Source organism: Pseudoalteromonas sp. DL2-H2.2 (assembly GCF_021532535.1).
GTDB lineage: Bacteria > Pseudomonadota > Gammaproteobacteria > Enterobacterales > Alteromonadaceae > Pseudoalteromonas > Pseudoalteromonas rubra_A.
This window is the reverse complement of the sequence record NZ_JAKGBD010000010.1, coordinates 132,213-155,323: the sequence shown is the minus strand read 5'-3', so window position 1 is coordinate 155,323 and position 23,111 is coordinate 132,213. Positions and strand designations below refer to the sequence as shown.

At 48.6% G+C, this 23,111-nt stretch carries 19 protein-coding genes and 7 tRNA genes; 12 read left to right on the top strand and 14 right to left on the bottom strand.

What is annotated here, in order from left to right; all coding sequences use genetic code 11:
• Window positions 1–28 precede the first annotated feature (28 nt).
• Genes L1285_RS17025 through L1285_RS17015 form a run of 3 tightly spaced genes read left to right on the top strand, consistent with a single transcriptional unit; the run spans window position 29 to window position 3,810 of the window.
• The gene (locus L1285_RS17025) at window positions 29–1,360 is read left to right on the top strand and encodes a sigma-54-dependent transcriptional regulator (RefSeq protein WP_235413340.1); all 1,332 of its coding nucleotides are present in this window, start codon (window positions 29–31) and stop codon (window positions 1,358–1,360) included.
• Window positions 1,357–2,691: a sensor histidine kinase gene (locus tag L1285_RS17020; protein ID WP_235413339.1), complete on the top strand. Its 1,335-nt coding sequence runs from the start codon at window positions 1,357–1,359 to the stop codon at window positions 2,689–2,691. The genes L1285_RS17025 and L1285_RS17020 overlap by 4 nt, the downstream gene beginning before the upstream one ends.
• 21 nt (window positions 2,692–2,712) lie before the next feature.
• Entirely contained in the window at window positions 2,713–3,810 is a 1,098-nt protein-coding gene (locus tag L1285_RS17015; protein ID WP_235413338.1) for a hypothetical protein, read from the top strand.
• Window positions 3,811–3,835: 25 nt separating this feature from the next.
• Here L1285_RS17015 and L1285_RS17010 read toward each other — a convergent pair.
• From L1285_RS17010 to L1285_RS16960, 11 genes are all read right to left on the bottom strand, one after another.
• Window positions 3,836–3,909: transfer RNA gene (locus tag L1285_RS17010), tRNA-Cys, on the bottom strand.
• Window positions 3,910–3,940: 31 nt separating this feature from the next.
• Window positions 3,941–4,016, bottom strand: a tRNA-Gly gene (locus L1285_RS17005).
• 99 nt (window positions 4,017–4,115) lie between these two features.
• Window positions 4,116–4,202 (bottom strand) — tRNA-Leu (locus L1285_RS17000).
• 32 nt (window positions 4,203–4,234) lie between these two features.
• A tRNA-Gly gene (locus L1285_RS16995) sits at window positions 4,235–4,310 on the bottom strand.
• A gap of 90 nt (window positions 4,311–4,400) precedes the next feature.
• Window positions 4,401–4,487: transfer RNA gene (locus L1285_RS16990), tRNA-Leu, on the bottom strand.
• A 37-nt stretch (window positions 4,488–4,524) separates the two neighbouring features.
• Window positions 4,525–4,598 (bottom strand) — tRNA-Cys (locus tag L1285_RS16985).
• A 32-nt stretch (window positions 4,599–4,630) separates the two neighbouring features.
• Window positions 4,631–4,706 (bottom strand) — tRNA-Gly (locus L1285_RS16980).
• A 295-nt stretch (window positions 4,707–5,001) separates the two neighbouring features.
• Window positions 5,002–5,547 carry a CDP-diacylglycerol--glycerol-3-phosphate 3-phosphatidyltransferase gene (gene pgsA / locus L1285_RS16975; protein WP_046005759.1) on the bottom strand — a complete coding sequence of 182 codons (546 nt, stop codon included), beginning with the start codon at window positions 5,545–5,547 and terminating at the stop codon, window positions 5,002–5,004.
• Between the two features lie 44 nt (window positions 5,548–5,591).
• Window positions 5,592–7,415 carry an excinuclease ABC subunit UvrC gene (gene uvrC, locus L1285_RS16970; RefSeq protein ID WP_125719216.1) on the bottom strand — a complete coding sequence of 608 codons (1,824 nt, stop codon included), beginning with the start codon at window positions 7,413–7,415 and terminating at the stop codon, window positions 5,592–5,594.
• 37 nt (window positions 7,416–7,452) lie between these two features.
• The gene (gene uvrY / locus L1285_RS16965; protein WP_010385932.1) at window positions 7,453–8,103 is read right to left on the bottom strand and encodes a UvrY/SirA/GacA family response regulator transcription factor; all 651 of its coding nucleotides are present in this window, start codon (window positions 8,101–8,103) and stop codon (window positions 7,453–7,455) included.
• 193 nt (window positions 8,104–8,296) lie between these two features.
• A complete protein-coding gene (locus L1285_RS16960; RefSeq protein ID WP_235413337.1) occupies window positions 8,297–9,463 on the bottom strand; it encodes a dicarboxylate/amino acid:cation symporter in 1,167 nt (388 codons plus the stop codon).
• A 213-nt stretch (window positions 9,464–9,676) separates the two neighbouring features.
• On the opposite strand from L1285_RS16960, the gene L1285_RS16955 reads away from it, so the two are divergent.
• The 5 genes from L1285_RS16955 (at window position 9,677) to L1285_RS16935 (ending at window position 16,695) form a co-directional block, all read left to right on the top strand.
• On the top strand, window positions 9,677–11,986 hold the full coding sequence (locus L1285_RS16955) for a carbohydrate binding family 9 domain-containing protein (protein ID WP_235413336.1): 2,310 nt from the start codon (window positions 9,677–9,679) through the stop codon (window positions 11,984–11,986).
• Between the two features lie 201 nt (window positions 11,987–12,187).
• Window positions 12,188–13,156, top strand: coding sequence for a cysteine synthase A (cysK, locus tag L1285_RS16950; RefSeq protein ID WP_235413335.1), 969 nt, complete (start codon window positions 12,188–12,190; stop codon window positions 13,154–13,156).
• A 192-nt stretch (window positions 13,157–13,348) separates the two neighbouring features.
• On the top strand, window positions 13,349–14,254 hold the full coding sequence (locus tag L1285_RS16945; RefSeq protein ID WP_205623876.1) for a substrate-binding periplasmic protein: 906 nt from the start codon (window positions 13,349–13,351) through the stop codon (window positions 14,252–14,254).
• 91 nt (window positions 14,255–14,345) lie between these two features.
• On the top strand, window positions 14,346–15,725 hold the full coding sequence (locus L1285_RS16940; protein WP_235413334.1) for an MATE family efflux transporter: 1,380 nt from the start codon (window positions 14,346–14,348) through the stop codon (window positions 15,723–15,725).
• Complete coding sequence (locus L1285_RS16935) at window positions 15,712–16,695, top strand: AraC family transcriptional regulator (protein ID WP_235413333.1); 984 nt, start codon at window positions 15,712–15,714, stop codon at window positions 16,693–16,695. The genes L1285_RS16940 and L1285_RS16935 overlap by 14 nt, the downstream gene beginning before the upstream one ends.
• Here L1285_RS16935 and queE read toward each other — a convergent pair.
• Window positions 16,688–17,353, bottom strand: a complete 666-nt coding sequence (gene queE, locus L1285_RS16930) for a 7-carboxy-7-deazaguanine synthase QueE (RefSeq protein ID WP_209051528.1) — start codon at window positions 17,351–17,353, stop codon at window positions 16,688–16,690. The genes L1285_RS16935 and queE overlap by 8 nt on opposite strands.
• Window positions 17,354–17,583: 230 nt before the next feature.
• On the opposite strand from queE, the gene queC reads away from it, so the two are divergent.
• The gene (gene queC / locus L1285_RS16925) at window positions 17,584–18,240 is read left to right on the top strand and encodes a 7-cyano-7-deazaguanine synthase QueC (protein ID WP_235413332.1); all 657 of its coding nucleotides are present in this window, start codon (window positions 17,584–17,586) and stop codon (window positions 18,238–18,240) included.
• A 131-nt stretch (window positions 18,241–18,371) separates the two neighbouring features.
• Window positions 18,372–18,602, top strand: a complete 231-nt coding sequence (locus L1285_RS16920) for a hypothetical protein (protein ID WP_046005768.1) — start codon at window positions 18,372–18,374, stop codon at window positions 18,600–18,602.
• A gap of 54 nt (window positions 18,603–18,656) precedes the next feature.
• Here L1285_RS16920 and L1285_RS16915 read toward each other — a convergent pair whose 3' ends face one another.
• Both L1285_RS16915 and L1285_RS16910 read right to left on the bottom strand, forming a co-directional pair.
• Complete coding sequence (locus L1285_RS16915) at window positions 18,657–19,634, bottom strand: ATP-grasp domain-containing protein (RefSeq protein ID WP_235413331.1); 978 nt, start codon at window positions 19,632–19,634, stop codon at window positions 18,657–18,659.
• 112 nt (window positions 19,635–19,746) lie between these two features.
• On the bottom strand, window positions 19,747–21,645 hold the full coding sequence (locus L1285_RS16910) for a UvrD-helicase domain-containing protein (protein ID WP_235413330.1): 1,899 nt from the start codon (window positions 21,643–21,645) through the stop codon (window positions 19,747–19,749).
• Between the two features lie 482 nt (window positions 21,646–22,127).
• Between L1285_RS16910 and L1285_RS16905 the strand changes: the two genes are divergently transcribed.
• Window positions 22,128–22,535: a hypothetical protein gene (locus L1285_RS16905; RefSeq protein WP_235413329.1), complete on the top strand. Its 408-nt coding sequence runs from the start codon at window positions 22,128–22,130 to the stop codon at window positions 22,533–22,535.
• Window positions 22,536–22,553: 18 nt separating this feature from the next.
• Window positions 22,554–23,111 (top strand): hypothetical protein, encoded by a 558-nt coding sequence (locus L1285_RS16900; RefSeq protein WP_235413328.1) that lies wholly within the window; start codon window positions 22,554–22,556, stop codon window positions 23,109–23,111.

Below are 23,111 nucleotides of genomic sequence, written 5' to 3'. Positions count from 1 at the left end.
TCTTGACAACAATAACGATAAAAACGCGATGCAACATAAAATTCTCGTCATTGATGACAACACAGATGTCATTAAAGCGCTCAAAATTCTTTTTTTAATTAATGATATCGACTGCGAAGGCGCCGACTCTCCCGAGCAGGGTTTGGCAATGCTGCAAGCACAGGATTACGATTTAGTGATCCAGGATATGAACTTCACCAGTGACACCACCTCAGGCGAAGAAGGCAAGGCCCTCTATCACCAGATCCGTTCCCTCAATCCGGACTTGCCGATTATTCTGCTGACCGCCTGGGCGCAGTTGGAGATGGCGGTGGAACTTATCAAACATGGTGCCGCAGACTATATCGCTAAGCCCTGGCAGGATGACAAGTTACTGAGCTCGGTGAATAATTTGTTGGAAATGTACCAGCTACAACAATCCCAGACGCGCAGCAAGAAGCAGTTTAAGCTCAGACGAGACAAGTTGTGCTCTGAATATGATCTCAGCGGACTTATCTTTGCCGATCAAGCCATTCTGCCTTTGCTGGAAACCGCAACCCAGGTGGCCTGCTCCGACGCTCAGGTGCTGATCACCGGGCCCAACGGCGCGGGTAAAGAAAAAATCGCCGAGCTGCTGGTTGCCAACAGTGCCTATCGGGATAAACCCTTTATTCGCGTCAATGCCGGTGCACTGCCTGCCGAGCTGATTGAAGCGGAACTGTTTGGTGTGGTCAGCGGAGCCTATACGGGCGCAACGAAAAGCCGCGAGGGACGTTTTGCCGCCGCAGATGGGGGGACGCTGTTTCTCGATGAAATAGGCAACCTGCCGCTGACGGGCCAGCAAAAGCTATTGAGGGTACTGCAAACCGGTGAGTTTGAAGCTGTTGGCAGCAGCAAGACGCAAAAAGTCAAAGTCAGGGTGATAAGCGCCACCAACGCGAACCTCAATGAGGCCATCGCCCGCGGCACCTTCCGCCAGGACTTGTACTATCGCCTCAACATGATTGAGCTGCGCCTGCCCCCTCTGGCTGAGCGACCCGACGACATTATTCCGCTCGCGCAACATTTTCTGACCTCGGGTAAGGTGTTGAGTGACGGTGCCCAGCGATTACTCAAACGCTACGCCTGGCCAGGTAACGTCCGCGAGCTGCAAAATGTGATTGGCCGCGCCGAGCTGCTTGCTTGCGGGGAACAAATAGAAGCGACAGATCTTGGCCTTAGCACCTCAGCCTCCGCTATAGTGAATCATGAATTTAGCATTGAGGACATTACTCAGGCGCTCGATAAACACCAGGGCAATGTGACACATGCAGCAAAAAGCCTGGGGTTAAGTCGCCAGGCCATGTATCGCCGTATGGACAAGTTTGGACTCAAACGATGACGCCCTCTGCGCGCTGGTCTTTTTCGGGTCGGGTCCTGTTCAGCTCAGCGTTTGTGCTGACATCTGCGCTGATTGCATTGGCCATTGCATTGCAACAGGGCATTCCTGTCGTCCTGGCCTGTGCTGTGACTTTACTGACGTCATTGCTGAGCCTGTTTATGCTGCTTGGCCGCCAGATCAGGCGCCGTCAACAGATCCTGGCGACGCTGGAAGATGGGATCAAAAGCATTAAGGATGGCGATCTGTCACTGCGTATCTCACCGTCTTCGGATCCAGATTTAGCCCGCCTGATAGCGCTTTACAACCAGCTCAGCGCAAACCTGAAGCAACAAAAGCAAAAGCTGAATCAAAAAGAGCTGGTACTGGACAGCATAGTTCAGGCCTCGCCTATGGCGACCCTGCTGCTCGATAAACACCGCCATATTGTTTATCACAATGCCGCCGCACGTCAGCTGCTGAACAAACAGCCTGGCGCCCTGACCGGCAGCTCGCTGGATACGGCCTGCGATACCTTGCCTGAGGCGCTGGCGCAGGCGCTGAATAACGGCTACAGCGGGATGTTAAGTTTCGAACAGCAGGAGCAAAAACATACGTTTTACCTTGGGGCTGAGTCGGTAACATTGAACTATCAGCCACACAGCCTGGTGATCTGCAAAAACGTCTCGGCGGAGCAAAACCGTGAAGAGATAATGCTGTGGAAAAATGCCATTCGTCTGATCAGCCACGAGCTGAATAATTCGCTGGCCCCTATTCAGTCCCTTACGGGCTCAGCCCAGACTATGCTGAACCAGCAAAAGCATCTTGACCTGCTGCCCGATATGCTGGATACCATTTCACAACGCGCCCAAAACCTGAGCGAGTTTATTCAGCGCTATGCCGAATATGCACGCCTGCCCGCGCCATGTTGCTCAGTACACCCGGTTGCGCCCCTGCTTGAACGCCTGCAGGTACTCTACCCTTTCACCTTGCTCGGCTCTGCGCCGACGGGCAATGGCTGCTTCGATGTTGCTCAGATTGAACAGGTGCTGCTCAATTTGCTCAAGAACGCCCATGAATCGGGCAGTGGCAAGGCGGATATCGCCGTGCAGGTGGTTCAGGAGCAAACTCGGTTACGATTTGCCGTGGTCGACCGGGGCTCAGGGATCCAGTCTGGGAATTTACATCAGGCACTGCAACCCTTTTACTCCACCAAATCGCACGGCACCGGTTTGGGTCTCAGCCTGTGCCATGACATCATCACAGCACATCAGGGCCAGTTAAGGCTTCGCAACCGAGAAAAGGGTGGCCTGATGGTAGAATTCGACTTACCCTTAAAAGAGAATACAAAATAACCCTATTCACAAGGATCGACTGTGCGCTCATCTGTATTTTTCGCTCTGCTGGTGGGCACCGTCATGCTCACTGGCTGTAAAACCCTTTCACAGCAACCACGAGAGCGTCAGCCCACGCATTTACCATGCTGGGTTCAGTCGCCCAAACAAGCCGGGCAGCTGGGCTTTATTGGCACGGCAGCGCCATTCAGTGCGATTCCCAATGGTTCTGAGCTGGCAAGCCGAACCCGGGCACTGAAAAAACTGGCGGCCTATCATGCTATTGAGTTACAGCGCAGCGATCTGCAAGGTGTGACACCAGATGAGCCCACTCAAGTGTTATCTTCCGGTCATACTATCTACTACTCAACGCCCTTTAATACCCAGGATACCCAATACAGCTATGTCAGCTTCTCGCCACCTGATGAAAGTGCCAGCTGTCGTGTAAGCCTGTGTGACTTTTCGCTCTGTCAGCCTGCCTGGCTATGTGAAAACGAACAGCGCAACCAGGTGCTGGGGGTGAGTTACTACACCGCTTCGCCCCATCAACAGCTCTCAATCAGTGAGCGCAATGCCAAAGCAGTGGCGAGCTTTTTGCTGCAGGCCCGGGTGAACGCGACGGAATATCTGCAAGAGCGCGCAATCAATCGTGACGGCACCGTGCAGCACGAGGTAAGCTTTAACCGCAATGGTGAAGTAACGGCACAGGGTATGCCCATGCGCCTGGCACTACATCAAAGCTGTCAGTATGGTTCAACACTCATCGGTCTGTATAAGCCTGATGTGCTTAAGGCTGTGAGTACCCCGACAACAAGCGCCATGGCCAATATAAAACGCAGTGAACACCTGGTGTTAGGCGCGTTTGGTGAAGATGGCACTATGACCTCAGATAACCTGCTCAGTACCGCAATCAAGCTTGCTATTCAGGATGCCCTGACAGAGATTGCCAAAAACAAAGGGATCACCATAGATGCTCAGGTAGAAATAAAACACCATCAAGGGCAGTACCTGCTCACCAGCAGCGAGTTTACCATTAATGAAAGTGTCAGCGGTGAGTTAGTGGACCTGAGAATTCAATATAAAAACGATATACCGGTGATTTACGTGTGGTTATTGGAAACAACTGGAAAAAGAATTTAAACAATGAGGTAAATCAGGAAGGAAATGGAGGCGGAACCCGGAGTCGAACCGAGGTAGACGGATTTGCAATCCGCTGCATGGCCACTCTGCCATTCCGCCGCATTGTGTTGATACTTAGTGTATCAGAGATTGGAGCGAGTAACGAGGTTCGAACTCGTGACCTCAACCTTGGCAAGGTTGCGCTCTACCAGCTGAGCTATACTCGCGTTCCATATTGTGTTTTATAGAAAATAAAAACACATTTTATTTTCGCTACTTTAACTTAATCTTACTGTCATATCAAGCGATTAAGCTATAAGTAAAAATGGTGCCCGGGGCCGGACTTGAACCGGCACGCTGTTACCAGCGAGGGATTTTAAATCCCTTGTGTCTACCAATTCCACCACCCGGGCATCGGGTTTGCTAAAGCACAGTTTGTTTAAATTGGAGCGAGTAACGAGGTTCGAACTCGTGACCTCAACCTTGGCAAGGTTGCGCTCTACCAGCTGAGCTATACTCGCGTTCCATAAGCTTTTTAGCTTATTGCATGTATGAAGTCTGCAATTTTGCATAATTCAACTCATACAATTGAGCCAATCAACTTTAAACAATGGTGCCCGGGGCCGGACTTGAACCGGCACGCTGTTACCAGCGAGGGATTTTAAATCCCTTGTGTCTACCAATTCCACCACCCGGGCATCGGGCTGCTTTCGCATGTGGAGTTTGTTGAGAAAATGGAGGCGGAACCCGGAGTCGAACCGAGGTAGACGGATTTGCAATCCGCTGCATGGCCACTCTGCCATTCCGCCACACTACTCTGACTAAGTCAGAAAAGAGAAATTGGAGCGAGTAACGAGGTTCGAACTCGTGACCTCAACCTTGGCAAGGTTGCGCTCTACCAGCTGAGCTATACTCGCACTCCAGAAGCTTTTTAACTTAGTTGGGTATGTAAGAAGCAAGGTTGCGTCTATTCGCTCATCCAGCTGAGTTATACTCGCGTTACTAGAAATTTAAAATTTCAGCTTTAAACCCTAGTTAAATTCAAAACTTTCAACATATTGAAGCGTTTTGAACTTCTCTTTTTGTTAGGCTATTGCCTCTCAACACGGACGCATTCTACAGAAGTTCCGGGAGGCGTCAACATAAAAAATGAAGCTTTTTAATCGTTTGCTTATTTTTTATCTAAAACGCTTTGTATTCAGCCAAAGAATACTAAGATTTAACCAATTCGGTACGAGCAGCATAGAAATACTGCACCATAGACACCACAGTCAGCAAAGTGGCAATGGCTAACAATGCATAACTTAGCATCACCATCCAGGGCGCAAACTGCCAAATCAAACCAATAATGGCCAGCATTTGTGCAGCGGTCTTAAACTTGCCCATCCAGGACACCGCCACATGACCACGCTTGCCCTGCTCTGCCATCCACTCTCTGAGGGCTGAGATAACGATTTCACGACTAATAATGACAATGGTAGCAATGGTCATAAACATGTTTTGATAATGCGTTGCCAGCACCACCAGCGCCACACTCACCATCACTTTGTCGGCTACGGGATCTAAAAAAGCGCCAAAGGGCGTTGACTGTTCCAGCTTGCGAGCCAGATAGCCATCAAGAATATCGGTTACCGATGCCAGCCAGAAAATAAAAGCGGCAGCAAAAAATGCCCATGAATAAGGCAAATAGAAGATCACTGCAAATACAGGAATAAGTAACAACCTAAATGTTGTGAGCGTGTTTGGAATGTTCCACATAACTACTAAGAGAGACTCTTTTTTTACTATGTTCGCATGAACGCTTAAGCTTTGTCATGCAAATGGTTAAATATCTTTTCAGCCAGCTGAGGGCTGATCCCGGGCACTTGTTTTAGTTGTTGTATATTGGCGGCTTTTACGCCCTGCATTCCTCCAAGGTATTTAAGCAGTGCCTGGCGTCGCTTCAGGCCTACGCCTTCAATTTCTTCCAGAACGGATTGCGTGCGTTGTTTTTGACGCTTACTTCTGTGTCCCGCTATCGCAAAACGGTGAGACTCATCACGAATATGCTGGATCAAATGCAGTGCCGGCGAGTCGCTTTCCAGATTAATGGTTTTGCGTCCGCCATCGATCAGCAGGGTTTCTAAACCTGGCTTACGGCTGGTGCCTTTTGCCACACCGATCAGCATTGGCAACTTCTCCAGTGTCCAGGATTCGAAAAACGACTCTGCTCTGGACAGCTGGCCTTTACCACCATCGATAAAAATAATATCGGGTACTTTATCGGGATCCGTGACTTTGCCGTAGCGCTTGTTCAGCGCAAATGCCATGGCCGCGTAGTCGTCTCCCGGCGTAATACCCGTAACATTATAACGGCGATATTCACGATTGTTAGGCCCCTGACCGTCAAACACCACACAGGATGCCACGGTGTTTTCTCCCATGGTATGACTGATATCAAAACACTCCATGCGGTTGATATCCGACACGCCCAGCGCCGCTTTTAATTTGGCATACCGTTTGTCGATAGAGTCCTGCGCATTTTGCTTCACCATAATGCTGTTCATGGCATTCTTGTTGGCAAGCTCCAGATACTGCGCCCGCTCGGAGCGCACATTCACCCTGAGCTGGACTTTACGCTCAGCAACCTGTGTCAGCGCTGCGGCCAGGTCGTCCAGCTCAGCAATGTCGAACGGCAATACAATATCTTTGGCTATCCGGCCATGACTGCCGGTCGACACATAGTACTGGCCGACAAAGCTGGTGAGGATCTCATCGCGACCTGAATCTTTGGGAATTTTTGGAAAGAAGGTTTTTGATCCCAGTACCTTATGCTCGCGGATCATCAACATATGAATGGCACACAGGCCGTTAAGCTGCGCAAAGCCAATTACATCCATTTCAGCGAAATTACCAGCAACAGACTGTTGCTCCTGCATCTGACGCAGCAACGCGATTTGATCCCGAAACTTGGCGGCTGCTTCAAAATTCAGCGCCATGCTCGCCTGCTCCATTTTCCCGACCAAAGTCGCAATCACCTGATGAGATTTACCGCTCAAAAACTGGCGGACCATATCAACCTGCTCGGCGTAGTCTTCGTCACTGACTTTCGCCACACAAGGCGCTGAGCAGCGCTTCAGTTGATATTGCAAGCAAGGTCGACTGCGCGCCCGATAATAGGCGTCTTCGCACTGTCTGACGGGGAAAATTTTCTGCATCAGTCGCAAGCTTTCCGACACCGCAGCACTGCTGGGGAAAGGGCCAAAGTACTCGCCCTTTTTCTTTCTGGAACCGCGATGAAACGCAAGTCGGGGATGGCGATGATCGGTCAGTAAAATATAAGGATACGACTTGTCATCGCGCAGCAGAATATTGTACCTGGGTTGGTACTTTTTGATCAGGTTGTTTTCGAGCAGCAAGGCCTCGGTTTCGGTATTCGTCAAAGTGACTTCGATATGACGAATATTACTCACCAGAACCCGGGTTTTAGCATCTGGTATATTGCTGCGAAAGTAGCTACTGACGCGCTTTTTGAGGTTTTTGGCTTTACCGACATAAATCACCTGGTGGTCTTCGTCATACATACGATAGACACCAGGCTCCGTGGTCAGCGTTTTGAGAAACGCCTGACTATCAAACACTGCCATGGCTGAGAATTATCTCTATTCAGAACAACACGCTCACCTAGTGAGAGCTGTCGATATCAATCATTTTATGGCGGATAGCCAGGTGTGTTAACTCGACATCACCGCTGACGTTAAGCTTCTCAAACATGCGATAACGGTAGCTGTTGACCGTTTTTGAGCTCAGGTTGAGCCTGTCTGCTATGTCCTGCGCTTTTTCACCTTTGGTGATCATCAGCATGATCTGAAGTTCGCGATCTGACAACGACTGGAACGGGTTTTCATCCACTTTGCCACTAAACTGCGCCAGCGCAATTTGCTGCGCAATTTCAGGGGCAATGTAACGTTGACCAGCATTCACAGCACGGATCGCATTGATCATCTCATCCGGACCGGCACTTTTGGTTAAATAACCATGTGCACCAATCTGCATGACCTTGCTGGGAAACGGATCTTCGCAATGCACTGTCAGCACAATCACTTTTACATCCGGACAGTAGCGACAAATTTTCTTGGTTGCTTCCAGACCGCCAATACCTGGCATATTCATATCCATTAATACGATATCGGGTTCACTCTGACGACAATAACTGACCGCCTCTTCACCCGTTTTAGCCTCTCCGACCACTTTAAACCCGCGTACATCATCCAGAATACGCTTAATACCGGTTCTGACAAGTTCATGATCATCAACTAAAAGTACGTTAATCAACGGGTAACCCTCACACTAGCCTTGGTAACGGCAATAACTGCCATATGTCGTTTATATAATCGTCTGATAATGCGTGCATTATCTGCGCATTGTGAATGTATTATGCTTTGCAAGAGTAACACAGAAAATTGCAAAGCATAATCAATTCGAGTTTCTACTTTAGGTAAAAACAGCCTTTAGTATTAGAGCCTGGCTATGAATTGCCATGCAACTTCAGGTCCTGATCTGAGAAACGGTCTACCCACAGGGCAATAACACCATCGCCGGTTACATTACAAGCTGTACCAAAGCTGTCTTGTGCCAGATACAGGGCAATCATCAAAGCAACGGCACTTTCGTCAAACCCAAGCATAGTGCTCAGCAGACCCAGTGCCGACATCACTGCCCCACCCGGCGCACCCGGTGCCGCAATCATAACGATGCCCAGCATAAAAATGAAAGGTAACATCTGGCTCAGAGACGGTAATGTCATCTCAGGTGATAGCAGCATCACGGCCATAGTACAGGTCACTATGGTGATTGTTGAACCTGACAAATGAATAGTGGCGCACAAAGGCACTGTGAAGTTGGCCACTTCTTCTTTCACATTATTCGATTTACTGGCACGCAGGGAAACCGGAATGGTCGCTGCGCTGGACATAGTACCAATGGCGGTAAAATAAGCCGGCAGCATATTTTTAATCAGTTCAAGTGGATTGCGCTTTAGTAAGATGCCTGAGCTGATATACAAAAATGCCAACCACAGCCAGTGCATCGCCACTGCCGCCAGTAGCACCACGCCAAACGTGCTCAGCGTATCTGCCACGGTACCCGCAACAGCCATTTCTGCAAATACACCGGCAATGTAGAATGGCAGCGCAGGAATAATCACTTTAGCCAGTAGCGCATCAATCACATCACGCCCCTGATCAACCACTTGCTTAAGCTGAGTCAGGTGAAGCTGACTGATCCCTATACCGAAGACAAATGCCGTTGCCAGCGCCGTCATAACCCCCATCAGCGGCGGCACTTGCAGCTTAATAAGGCTTTCTACTTTAGTGGCCTCTGCAGCCTGGTAAGCAACACTGCCTTCAAACATGGGCACAGCCAGACTCACTAACAGGACGGCCAAAGTACCGGCAATGACCGTAGAGCCGTAAGCGAAGCCAACAGTCTTACCTAACAAATGGCCAGACGCCTTGGGCAGCCCCGCAATACCGGATGCGATATAAAACAAGATAATCAATGGAATAGTAAAAGAGATCAACTGCCCGATGATGACCTTAACGGTATAAAGCAGTTCGACCATCAGCATAGGCAAATAAAAGCCCGCCAGTACACCGGCGAAAATACCGGCGACAAGTTTTAAAATAAGAGACATACAACACGCCTGATTGAAAACAGATGCGCCTTTTTACCATGGAATGACAATGCAGGTACATAGTTCTGCGATATGACTTGACCAACTGTTCACAAAATATAAATAAAATACCACTCAACCCGGCCACTTTGCTGTTAAACGCTAAACAATTGTTCACACTGTGTCTCTGGTATTTAATGCGCCATCAAAGTTATGCTATCAATTCCGATAATAATGTTAAATAAAGTTTTAAGCTCACTCTCAATCATTGCCCCCTGCCTGTGGTTTAGTGCTCCCAGCCTTGCAGCCAAGCCTGCCATTCCTTATATCAATGCCAGCGTGAACATCGACGGGAAAATGGATGAAACCGTATGGCAACAGGCAAAGCTCATTGCCATAGACAACGTCACCTGGCCATACGAAAATACGCAAAGCCCGGTGACAACCAGTGTACGAGTATTTGAAAATGGTCAGTCGTTGTTTCTGGCTTTCGATGCCAAGGACCCCGACCCCACTCAGATCAGGGCGTTTTTCCGCGACCGGGACCGCAGCTGGAACGACGACCTTGTCGGCATCAAAATTGATTCTTTCAACAACGGCCGCAGTGCTTATCAGTTTTTTATCAACCCCCTTGGCGTCCAGCAGGATTCCATAGAAAACGTACTCAGTGGCAGCGAAGACAGCTCCTGGAACGGTATCTGGGACTCCGCAGGCCAGATTAATGACACAGGCTATGTGGTTGAAGTAGAGATCCCACTGCGTGTACTCAACTTTGACGATAGCCAGGACAGCAAAACCATGGCCATGGAATTTTTGCGTTTTTATCCGCGCAGTGAGCGACTGCGGATCTCCAGCATGCAAATTGCCCATGAAAATCAGTGCTGGGTATGTCAGATGCCAGCATTCACCGGGTTTTCTGGCGCCAAACAAAACAGCAACCTCGCTGTGATCCCGGCGATGGTGGTTAGTCACCAGCAAACCAGAGACATAGACGGCAGCACTATCCCGGACTGGGAAGACGATACTAACTATGAGCCAGGGCTGGACGTTAAATGGGCCATTACACCGGATACCACCTTAAACGCCACGCTAAACCCGGATTTTTCTCAAGTGGAAGCCGACAATGGTCAGCTTAGTGTAAACAACAGCTTTAGCTTATTCTTCCCGGAAAAACGCGCATTTTTTCTCGACAATGCGGACTATTTTTCCTCCCACATTAATCTGTTGCATACCCGAAACATTGCCGCCCCCGACTATGGTGCCAAATTAACGGGCAGCAAACAGGGCCACACCTATGCCGCTTTTGTGACTAACGATGAGTTTACCAATGTTATGGTGCCGGGCAATTTGGGGTCCAGCGTAGTTTCATTAGAGCAAAAAAGTGAAAATGCCGCACTGCGCTATCGATATGATGCCAACGAGACGCTGTCTGTGGGCGCACTCACCACAACCCGGCAAAGTGAAGACTACAAGAATCAGTTACTCAGCTTAGATGGTAAGTACGAGCCCACCGCCAACGATACCTTTAAAGCACAGATCCTGACTTCAAAAACCGACTATGACCCGGCCATGGTGAAAGAGCTGTGCGACGACGAAACGCTGGAAAACTGTGAAATAGACGAAAGTGTGTTGCGTACTCAACTTGAGGATGACAACCTGGGTCTGGGTTATATGCTCGACTATCGTCATAACCAGAAGCACTGGAAAGCCTTTGCCAGCTATCGCAACTATGACGCAGCACTGCGCGCCGACATGGGCTTTTTGTCTCAGGTCGATTTTAATAAGTTCATCACCGGCTTTGAATACCGCTGGTATGGTGATGAACAGACCTGGTGGAACCGCACCCGCTGGTATACCGACTGGGATATCAGCCACAATGAAAATGGCGAACTGCTGGAAAAAGAAATACAGAGTAACATAGCCATCAGTGGTCCGCTGCAAAGTACCATTGACTTTGGCGTCGATCATCGTAAGCGTACCGGTTTACGTCATGACGAAACCAGCCTGGCCATTGACGGCAATACCGATCTGTTTAGCGAAAACACTCAGTGGATCTATCTGGAAAGTAAGCCTGCACCGGGCGTGTTCAGCGGGTTGACGTTACGTACAGGCAACCGCGTCGATTTAGCCAATAACCGTATGGCAGATGAACGTTATATCCGCCCTTTACTGGACTTTTACCTTGGCCAGCATTTTGAGGTGCGCCTGCGTCACACCTATCAGAAACTCACCGCTGATGGCATGGAGGTGTTTACCGCCAACCTCAGCGACATACGTTTTACTTATCAGTTTAATATCAACAGCTATCTGAGACTGGCCTTCATCAAAACAGATATCCGCCGTAATCAGGCCAACTATATTGACGATGTAGACAGTCAGTACAAACGCCTGAGCACGCAGCTGCTCTACGCTTATAAACTGAATCCGCAAACCGTATTTTTTGCGGGTTACTCAGACAATGGCTACCAGGATGACGACCTGAGCAAAATCAGCAAAGATAACAAGACGTTCTTTGCCAAGTTTAGCTACGCCTGGTTGCTCTAAAGCACGCTGCACACAGCCAATCAGAGATACGTAACCTGCTTGGCTGTAAACTGCTCTTTTATTATACATATCTATTTTTTTATTCCATCAAGGCATAAGCCTTTTTAATATATCTTATAGCCATTCTTTCCTTTCGTTTTGCTACAACCCCAGTAAAGTGTGACTAGTATTAAATATCCTTAGCTCATTCAAGGGAAAATTATGTCGAACGTTTTTGCAGATAACAGCCTGTCTATTGGCAACACCCCGATTGTTAAACTTAACCGCGTAACCGGTGGCAATGTTTTTGCCAAGATTGAATCTCGTAACCCGAGCTTCAGCGTAAAATGCCGCATCGGCGCTTCTATGATTTGGGAAGCTGAAAAAGCCGGCTTGCTAAGCGAAGGCAAAGAACTTATTGAGCCTACCTCAGGTAACACAGGTATTGCACTGGCATTTGTTGCTGCATCTCGCGGTTACAAACTGACACTGACCATGCCAAACACAATGAGCCTTGAGCGCCGTAAGCTGCTTAAAGCCCTGGGTGCTAACCTGGTACTGACCGAAGGTGCCAAAGGCATGAAAGGCGCCATTGAAAAAGCCAATGAAATCCTCTCTGGTGACCCAGAAAAATATGTGCTGTTACAACAGTTCGAAAACCCGGCTAACCCGAAAATCCATGAAGAGACCACAGGTCCTGAGATTTTCGAGGCAATGGAAGGTGCGATTGACTACTTCGTTGCAGGCGTGGGCACTGGTGGTACGATTTCTGGTGTAACGCGTTACCTGAAAAAAGAAAAAGGCCTGGACGTTAAGTCTATCGCGGTAGAGCCTGTTGATTCAGCCGTAATCTCTCAGGCGCTGGCCGGTGAAGAGCTTAAACCTGGTCCACACAAAATTCAGGGCATTGGCGCAGGCTTCATTCCTGGTAACCTGGACCTGGAACTACTGGATGGTACAGAGCAAGTATCTAACGAAGATGCGATTGCCATGGCACATCAGCTAATGAAAGATGAAGGTATCTTAGTGGGTATTTCATCTGGTGCAGCAGTCGTTGCAGCAAAACGCCTTGCTGAGAAGCCGGAAAATGCGGATAAAAACATCGTGGTTATCCTGCCAAGTGCGACAGAGCGCTACCTGTCGAGCCCACTGTTTGCCGATGAATTTTCGGAACAGGAATTAGTGCAGTAATTTAAGCACACCGTACCTGTTAGACTAATTGTCTAGAATAAGGCCAGCAAAATGCTGGCCTTATTGTCTTCTTCCCTTCCTTTTAGCGTGATAATGTCTAGACTTAGTGAATAAACGATGTAGCCACAAAGCAAACTCATCGCTTTATTTTTAAACGCTTTTATCTTAATTGTGGGCACCGGGAAACACGTTATGAAAACACTCACCAGGGTCGTATTGTTGCTGTTACTGTGCAGCGCTTCTCTGAGCACTTTTGCCAGCCTGAATGTCGGTTATTTCAAGCAAGGCAAGTACATCATGGTTCAGGGTGAGCAATATCGTAACGGTTATCTCTACAATAAGAGCGGCGACAAACCACTGTTGCATCTGGTGACGCTGGACTGGCCACCTTATATCGGCGACCAGTTATGTAATAAAGGCTGGGTGTTTCAGTTTACCATCTCAATCCTGGCCGATCAGGATTATCCTGTTTATGTTGAATTCCTGCCCTGGGCAAGGGCCGTTAAGGCTGTTGAATCAGGCCGGGCAGACATTCTTTTCCCCGAGTACTTTATCGAAGATGCCTCACCCTCGGATAACTATCAGGGCAAAACACGTCGCGAGTTGCTGGCACTGTCTAACGCCTACCCTGGAGGGGAAATCACCCTGCTGAAACGTCGCGGAGAAGCGGATAACTTTGAAGGCAACCTTAATGCAATCAAAGGGGCAACCATAGGCGTAGTGCGTGGCTATCAGAATACCCCGGAATTTGACGCCATGATGGACAACAACGAATTTGTGATAGTCGAAGCCGTCGACGACCTGCAACTGGTTAAATTGCTGGTAGGCAAGCGCGTTGACCTGATCATTGGCGACCCTAAAGTGCTGCGCTTTACCGTCAGTTATTCAGATCTGAGTAAATCAGAAAAGGTGACTTTGTTAAGAGGGCTGGAAAACGTTGAGCCTGCTTTGAAGTACAATAACCTCTATTTTGCGCTCAGTAAGGCCAAGCCTAACTGGCGGGGCGTGCTCAACGACATCAATAAAAGCCTTTACTTATTCAAGAACAGCGGCGAAACCAATCGCATTATCGAAATGGGCAGCTCTGAATGTTATTGAGCAAAGGTGCTCACTGCGCAAGATTTGAATATTTTTCCTGGAAGAAGGCCAATAGACTAGCCTGACTTTTATTTAGTTCAGGAAAATAGCCATGCCTGTCAACCACGACGAGTTCGCTCACGGCGCAGAGCACCTCGCAACCGAGCCTGTAATAAGCTTGTTTGTTAAACATTTTATTCCAATTTGTATTGGCATGCTTGTCATTGGTCTTTATAACCTTATCGATGGCCTGTTTATCAGCCACTTTGTTGGTGAGCAAGCTCTGGGGGCCGTTGCCATGGTGTTCCCAGTACAAATGGCCATTGCCGCTCTGGCTGCCATGCTCAGTGCCGGTATGGCCACGCTCGTAACACGCAAGCTGGGCGCTCAACAGCGTGCAAAAGCGGGAATGATAATAGGCCATACATTACAGATCGCCGCCGTCCTCAGCACAATACTGCTGCTTTTAGGCTGGCTCTATCCTCTGGAAATATTAGACTGGCTGAGCGTACAGGCGGTATTCAAAGCCGATGCCTATGCTTACCTGCGTCCCATCATACTTTTTAGCTTTGTCGCCATACTGCTGCCTGTACTTGGAGATATTTTCCGTGCCGAAGGACAGCCACAAAAGCTAATGCTGTTAATGTTAACGGCTTCAGGGCTCAACATCTTACTGGATTACGTGTTTATTGCCGTATTCGAATGGGGCGTGTCGGGCGCAGCTATTGCCACAGTCGCTTCACAGGCCGCCGCATTGGTCATGGCCATTTTCATGCTTAGGAGCTCAAACAAACATAGCCAAATTCACTTTTCATTTCAGCCAGGCAAGTGGCTAGCCATTTTGGCTACCGGCGCGCCCATACTGATCACCCAACTATGCCTTGGCTGGCAAGCCGCGCTTATGAATATTCAACTGCTCAAGATAGCCGATGAAAACTGGCTGATAGCCTACGGCATGTTAAGTCGGGTACTGGCCTTCGCCACCCTGCCTCTGGTGGCTATGCTGGTCACCTTTCAGACTTTGTGCGCATACAACTTTGCCGCACAGAATATGGCCCGTGTACGCAAATCGATTAAAATAGCACTGCTGTCGATGGTGCTCTACGCGACACTTCTGATCCTTGTTTTAGTTGTGTTTGCCTTTAGCATTATGACCTGGTTTACCGAGCAGCCTGAGCTTATTGCGAATGGCAAGTTCATGATACACTCGGCACTGTGGGGCTTACCACTCATTGCTTTTATGCTGCTCGCCAGTGGTTTTTATCAGTCCGTTGGCGATACACGCCGGGCCAGCTTTTATAGTGCACTCAGAGTCTTATTTGTGTTTACGCCTTTGCTGCTGATTTTGCCATTGTGGTTTGATCTTAATGGAGTTTTTATGGCGATTGTTGGTGCCGACGTCATCGCCGCACTGGCCACCTGCATTCTGTGTTGGTTTCACTACAAAAAGACACGCTTAAATCGATTGGAAGTTTCTAATGCAGCATATTGATCAGCACAACAAGCATCGCGACTTGTATTTCGAACGATTAAAGCCGGTGGTCGCTTACATTCACAACCATCCAGACCAATCCGTTACGCTGGAACAGGCGGCTGTGCTCAGTCATTTTTCCAAATATCACTTTCAGCGCATCTTTTCTGCTCTGATGGGAGAATCACTGACGCAGTACAGTAACCGGGTACGGCTTGAGCGCGCCGCCTCTTTGCTGTTTTTTCATCCAGATAAAAGTGTCACGGACATTGCGCTGGATTGCGGCTACTCAGGCAGCGCCAACTTTGCGCGCTCTTTTAAAGAGCACTATGGCATTACACCAGTCAGTGTAAGAAAAACAGAGCGACTAAGAAAACAACTGGCAAATAGCCTGACACCACAAAAGATAAACGTAGAATTACTCATGCAGCTGCAAGCTGAACGGGTGTCAGCACACCCACCTGCGCTTAACCCAACTCCGGAGCGGATCATAAACATAGACTCGATGACGCTGTGTACACTCAGAGCACCTCGGGGTTATCACCTCGACGGGATCTGGCAGTGCTGGGAGCAACTCCAGCAATGGGCTCAGACACATGATCTGGACCCGCAAACGACGACTAAACTTGGATTCGGCCACGATAATCCGCTATTTACCCCGCTGGACAAAGCTAGGTATGACGGTGCGCTGGTGATACCGGACGGATTAAAATCAGCCGTTTTGAGCCCTTTCAGGCTCAGCACTTTAGCGGCGGGTCAGTACGCCGTTTTTCGCTATCACGGTCTGCTGGGAAGTTTGCTGCCGTTTCAGCTGGCACTGTATGCCGCCTGGTTACCAACCAGTGGCTTTGAGCCGGACGATGCGCCGCTAATCGAGCACTACAACCAACCCGCTGAGCGCAACAACGAGGCAGACCCTGCAAACCACGTGATTGCGCTGGAGATTTGGCTAAAGGTGAAACCGCTGGCTAAAGCAGCACCGGTTAGCTGATCCCTATGTATTTATGTACTTGCACCGATAAGCGCCAGTTTTTCTGTTTACAGGTATCGATTGCCAGCTTCGTGGCTTTGGCCTTCTGGCTGATAGGTTGCAAGTAGACTAATTTAGGTTGCACGCCGGTTTGTTCAAACAAAGCCTCCAACTCTTCCACATGCTTTTCCATCGCAACCGGATGCTTGATTTCATCCGCCCTTTGCATGGCACTGGTCAGCACTTTATAGCCTCCGCGCATATTAATTTTTGGAGAGACCGTGACCCAGGTTTCTTTCGGAACCAGGATCTCGAAGGTGCCACTGGTTTCAACCTGAGTATGGTAGCCCCTGGCATGCAATGCGTCACACAAGGGGTTGAGGTCGTACATACAAGGCTCACCGCCGGTGATCACAACATGCTTTGCGGTGTAACCGCGCTCTTCAAACAAAGCTAACAGTTGCTCAGGCGTGGCATTGGCCCAGTAGTCTGAATCCGCTTTCTTTTCGACTGTTTGTTCAAGGCTCACAAGATAAACGGGGTCTACCTCCCAGGTCTGCTTGGTATCACACCAGGCGCAACCAACAGGACACCCCTGCAAGCGCACAAAAATGGAAGGCACGCCAGTGTGGCTGGCTTCACCCTGGATGGTTTCAAACACTTCATTGATCTTGTACAAAACAGCTCCGAACTCACTTTACATCCCGGGATCAAACCGGATACATGACGATTTAATAAGGTTTACATTTTATATTGGCGACAGCCATAACGCTGAAAAACAGGCATTATCTGACCCGTCCGATTGTCATTTTTTCAGCGGCCGTGTAGTATATCGCGCCCTGACATAAACCTCTATTAAAATTGCGAGCAATGTCAGTGAGTATTCGAGCACATAAACGAGGCAAACCAATGAGCGAAAAAGTCGTTGTTATTTATTCCGGTGGTATGGATTCTTATACGGTCCTGAACAAAGCACTCAAGTCAGGCTATGAGGTCTATGCACTGTCTTTTAATTATGGCCAGCGCCATGTGAAAGAGCTCGAAGTTGCCCGCCAGGCCTGTGATGAACTCGGTGTTGCACATAAAATTGTCGATATTTCCGCTATCAATCAGCTGATCGGCGGCTCTTCACTGACCGATGATATTGATGTTCCTGAAGGCCACTACGAAGAAGAAAGCATGAAAAGCACGGTGGTGCCGAATCGCAATATGATCTTACTGTCTCTGGCCGTGGGCTATGCGGTGTCGCTAAAAGCAAGTAAAGTCTTTTACGGTGCCCATTCTGGCGACCACGCAATTTATCCGGATTGCCGCCCCGAGTTTGTAAAGAAAATGGACGACGTCTGCCGTATCGCCAATTACGAAGAAATTGAAATTGTCTGTCCTTACCTGAACAACACTAAGATTGAGATCCTCACAGACGGCCTGAGAATGGGACTCGACTACAGTAAAACCTGGACCTGTTATAACGGTCGTGAAAAAGCGTGCGGCAAGTGTGGCGCCTGTCAGGAACGCCTGGAAGCCTTTTCACTTAACCAGGCAAGCGACCCTTTACCGTACGAATAACCCCCACCTTCGCTAAATGGGCGCTCTGTGCGCCCATTCGCTCAATCACATCTTGAAACAGATACGCCACAGATCTCTGCTGTTAAATTTGCTACGATTGGAGTACCAAATTTAGAAATGGAGTAATACGTATGCCCGGTACCACAATGGTGTTTTTGATTGTCTTAATTGCAGTAGGGTTTGGCACAGTCAGGGAAATCTATGCTAAACGCCTGGAAATGAAAAAGCTCGATGGAATGAATCAGTCTGAGAAGCAGGCTATGCAAGAAGAAATCAAACAACTTAAGTCACGGGTTGCGACACTGGAACAGATCATCACCGACGATGGTTACCAGGTTGCCAAAGAAATCAATAAGCTATGATACCAGACAACCTGTGCTGACTGGTGTCATCTGAGTCATTGAAGCGGCTTAAAGCTAAGCGCTCGTTGCCGCAGGTTGTGATTTAGCTGCCGACTTTTTGGCCTCAACAACCACAGGCTTTTTCTTATCGAAGATCCCCAATCGAATGCGGATAAAGTGCAGAATTTCTCGTGCCACATCCACATCGACAGCCGCTTCGAGCCCTTCAAAACCCGGGCTTGAGTTGGCTTCACAGATCTTAAAGTGTTCTTCATCAAACAATAGATCGATCCCCGCCATATCCAGGTTAAGAATGTTGGCCGTTTGGGTTGCCAGCCATTCGATCTCAGGCGTTATGGGATGAGACAGACCTTTTGCACCCGCACTCACGTTGGCCTTAAAGTTCGCACCACCAGAATTTCGCTCCATACAAGCGACCACCCGGCCCCCTATGGTCAGTACCCGTAAGTCTCTGCCATGACTGGATTTAATAAACTTCTGCAAAATAATATTGGCTTTCGGACTGGTCGCTTCAATAAGCTGCATCAAATCGTCAAACTCACTACGAGACTTAGATAAGAAGACCCCACTGCCCTGCGAACCTGAAAGCGTTTTCACGACCACTGGAAAACCGATTTGCTTTTCTACCAGGTCGATATCCACCGGGAATTTTACCAGCATGGTTTTCGGCGTAGGCAGATTTTGCTGTGCCAGGATCTGTTGCGCAAACAACTTATCCTTAACCGTTTCGATGGCTTCTGAGCTGTTAAAGCAATGCACACCTAGGCGTTCCAGGTGGCGAATGATCGCCAGCGCAAAGTAGGTTGTGCCTGCGCCCATACGCGGCAGCACAAAGTCGGGCAATGACACCGGCTCGCCATCGATCAGGACACTCTGATCGTCTTCCCGGGATACCAGCAGATCGAACTGATCGGGAGAATACACTTGCAGATCAATATTCTCTTCCTGAGCGACTTGCAGCAGTCGTTTGATCTCATAAGTTTCAGGCTTTAGCAGGGTTGCTGAGTCTTTGTATATAATCCATCCGCGCATTGGGGCTCTCTGTTGTTACTCGTGTTTCAAAGCGCGAATTATGAAAAGCTGCGGATGCAAAGTACAACAAAATTATTTTCTCGTCAGGATAAGAAAATTCCTGCCTGGCGTATTAGTCCAGCAATGCCAGTGTTTGTTCAATGAACGGGCTGGGATCGTCAGGTACCAGCAAACACACCTGCTTGCGCGCACGGGTCAGTGCGACATAAAACAGTCGACGCTCTTCGGCATCTAAAAATGACTCTGCCTCAGGCAATAGCGCTTCGATAATAGCGGCACTTTGCTGCCTGGCAGGCACACTATTGCTGTGTAATCCCAGCATAATACAAAAGTCCGCTTCTTTGCCTTTGGCACCATGAAAGGTCAGTGCCGTTATCCGGGCACGCACAAAGCGCTGTGAGAGTGCGGCGAGTACTTCTGCCGAGGGCAGATACTTGTGGTTGCGTGCGAGTAATAATACCGTGCAAGGCTCAGCCGTGAGATCCATAAACCCATCTATTGCTGTGCTTAACGCATTGTCATCGTCCGGGCGCGCTATCAGTGCCGGGCAGGTTGCCACCATGCTGGAGTTAACCCGCTTCATCAATTGATTTGGATTCTGACAAACAAACTCGCTGGCGATATCCAGTAGCTGCTGAGGGTAACGAAAAGTCATATCGAGTTGCTGGATGGTCGCCTCGCCAAAGTGCTCGGCAAAATGCGTTGTCATGGAGATATCGCCACCGCTGAAGCGATATATCGCCTGCCAGTCATCGCCCACGGCAAACAGGGCATACTTATCGTTTTGCGCCAGTAAAGCTTTCAGTAAAGCTGCTCTCAATGGAGAAATGTCCTGGAACTCATCGACCAAAATGACGTGCCAGGGGCTTTTGAACTGGCCACTGCGCACCAGCTCAATCGCGCGGGTGATCATATCATCGAAGTCTATGCATTGTTCTTTTTGTAAATAGAGCTGGTAGTCGGTGAGCACTGGCCGAAAACAGCTGCTCCAGAGCTCAAACTCTTGGCTAAGTGACTGCACTTTGCCCAAAAACAGTGCCTGCTTGTAAAAACTCAGTGCCTCTGAAAACTGACGGACCAGCTTTTGTACCGGATGAGAATCCAGGTCCAGTTTGTCACAGTCCTCAGTCGCGCCGAATTGACGCTTAAGAAGTGCAAGTAAATCACGCTGATAAAGCGGATCCTGACACAGCGATGCCAGAGTCTCAGCAATAAACTGCGCTCTGGCAGTGTCACTTTGGCTAAGTGCAGACAGTTTAGGTTTGCTGCCCTCTGAGCGCGCAATGATCTCCAGACCCAGACTATGGAAAGTGGCACACTCCACATTCACCTTACTGTGACTGAGCCTTTGTTGCATTTCAGCAGCAGCCTCTTTGCCATACGCCAGCATCAGCATTTGCTCAGCCGTGGCTTGCTGCGAGTGTAACAGGTAAGCAGCTTTGGCAACCATCACACTGGTTTTGCCAGTTCCGGCGCCCGCTAGCAATAGCTGACGTTCATCCTGTACGACACAGGCCCGGCGCTGCGCCTGAGTAAGCGGTTGACCGCATATGGTGTCGAAAAAGGATGCATAACGAGAGAGCTGAGCCTGAACATAAGCTTCTCTGAATTGCGCCAGATCGGCTTCTTGCCACGCATTGAGCTCTGCGACTGTATACTGGGCTTGCTGGACGGTCTCTGGCAGTGCAGCCTGGCTTTGCCAGCCACTCCAGTACTTTGCCAGTTCACTAATGACTGAGCGCGTTGTAGCCCAGTAACGTATCGACAAATAGCGGTGTTGTAAAAGTTGCTCAATAGAGGTGATTGCACCGAGCAGGCGCGCTTTGTGCGTGTTGATCCAAAGTGTTTCAAGTTGGCATTGCATGTTTGGACTCAGCGACTTTTTCAGTCGGACGGTCAGCACTCTCGTGCCGTCGTGGTACGCCAGACGCGTCCCCAGCCAGTCAACAACCACGACAGGTGGCCGACATTGCTGCGCCCAGGTCAGTAGCTCTTCACCGCCAGAGCGCATTATCTTTATTCCGCTCGCGCCTATCTCAATGGACTTAACGCTATGGAATACTCGGGAAATGAAATGAGCAGAAAAATGCATAAAAAGGAGAACAAACTTATTTCTTTCATTGTAACTCAATAAAAGCACAATGGTGCAGCTAAGTAGTTTAAATTTAGGAGATTTATGATTCTGGAAGGAGTTTGAAATACCGGTTGGTGCGAATGGGGGGACTTGAACCCCCACGAGCTATGCTCACCACCCCCTCAATGTTGCGAGAAAACAAGCAACACACTGTTATATATTGATTTTATCACAAACCCAATGGTAGAAAGTTACCTCTAAAGGTTTGATGGTAGTACGCAACCCGTGTACAATTTTCAACCCATTTTAGGTAATCTACCTTTAATACTCCTTTTTTGGAGCCTTGCCATAGAACCAACCAACTGACAACACCCCCATTGAATGTTAATATTTTGCCAGCTGAACAAAAGGACAATCACATGAAGCGCATGATATTCGCCTCTTTACTTACTTTATTATCCACCTCTATCAATGCATCAGGTAGTGGTGCTGGAATCTGGCCACTAAAAAAAGAAGCAGACTTTGTTGAATTTCATTGTAAGGGCCAGGTTGAATATCGCTTACCAGATAAAACCAGAGTGGACTGCCTGACGGACCAATTTGCTATAGAATACGACTGGGGTAAGAAGTGGGCGGAGGCTGTCGGTCAGGCGTTGTACTACTCGGCAATGACCGGCAAGAAAGCCGGCATCGTGCTGATCGTCAATACCAGGACCAAAGAGCGTTATTTACGCCGCATTGAAAAGACCATAGAAGATAAGAAGCTTGATATAACAGTATGGACGGTCAACACAGCAGACCGTCATGCACCGAAGAAATTTATGTAACTATTGGTTGGTTCTAGTATGACGAGTGTTGAAATATACACCTTAATCACTGCAGTATTCGCAGCCTTGGCTGCACTCTTTAGCGCCGCAGCTTCGATTTATCAATGTTACTCAAACAAACTACACCAAGAAGCTTCGGTTCGACCTCATATTAGCGACTTTTTAGGTTTAAACAATCTTGCCGATAAAGGTGAATTTACGTTTAAAATAGCAAACAAAGGGATTGGTACGGCCCTGATAGAACGCTATGAGTTTCAGTGGAATGGTCAGAAAAAAACGTGGACTGAAACGATAGAATTGATTCAGTCCTTAATTGGTAACAGGTTTGGAATATACTTAGTAGAACTTGGCCTTGGTTCAGCTCTTAGTCCGCATGAAGAGATTATTGTGTTACGTATCTCGCACAATGTTAACAAAGGTAAGTTTTCAGATGATGATCTATTAGTTCTTACCTCATTTCTAGACGAAGCAAAGCACAAGTTTAAACTCCACATTGTATACAAATCTCTACTCAGTGACAGAAAGTTCAAGTACCAGACAACACCTCTAATTAGCCTATTAGAACGTGATGTGTAG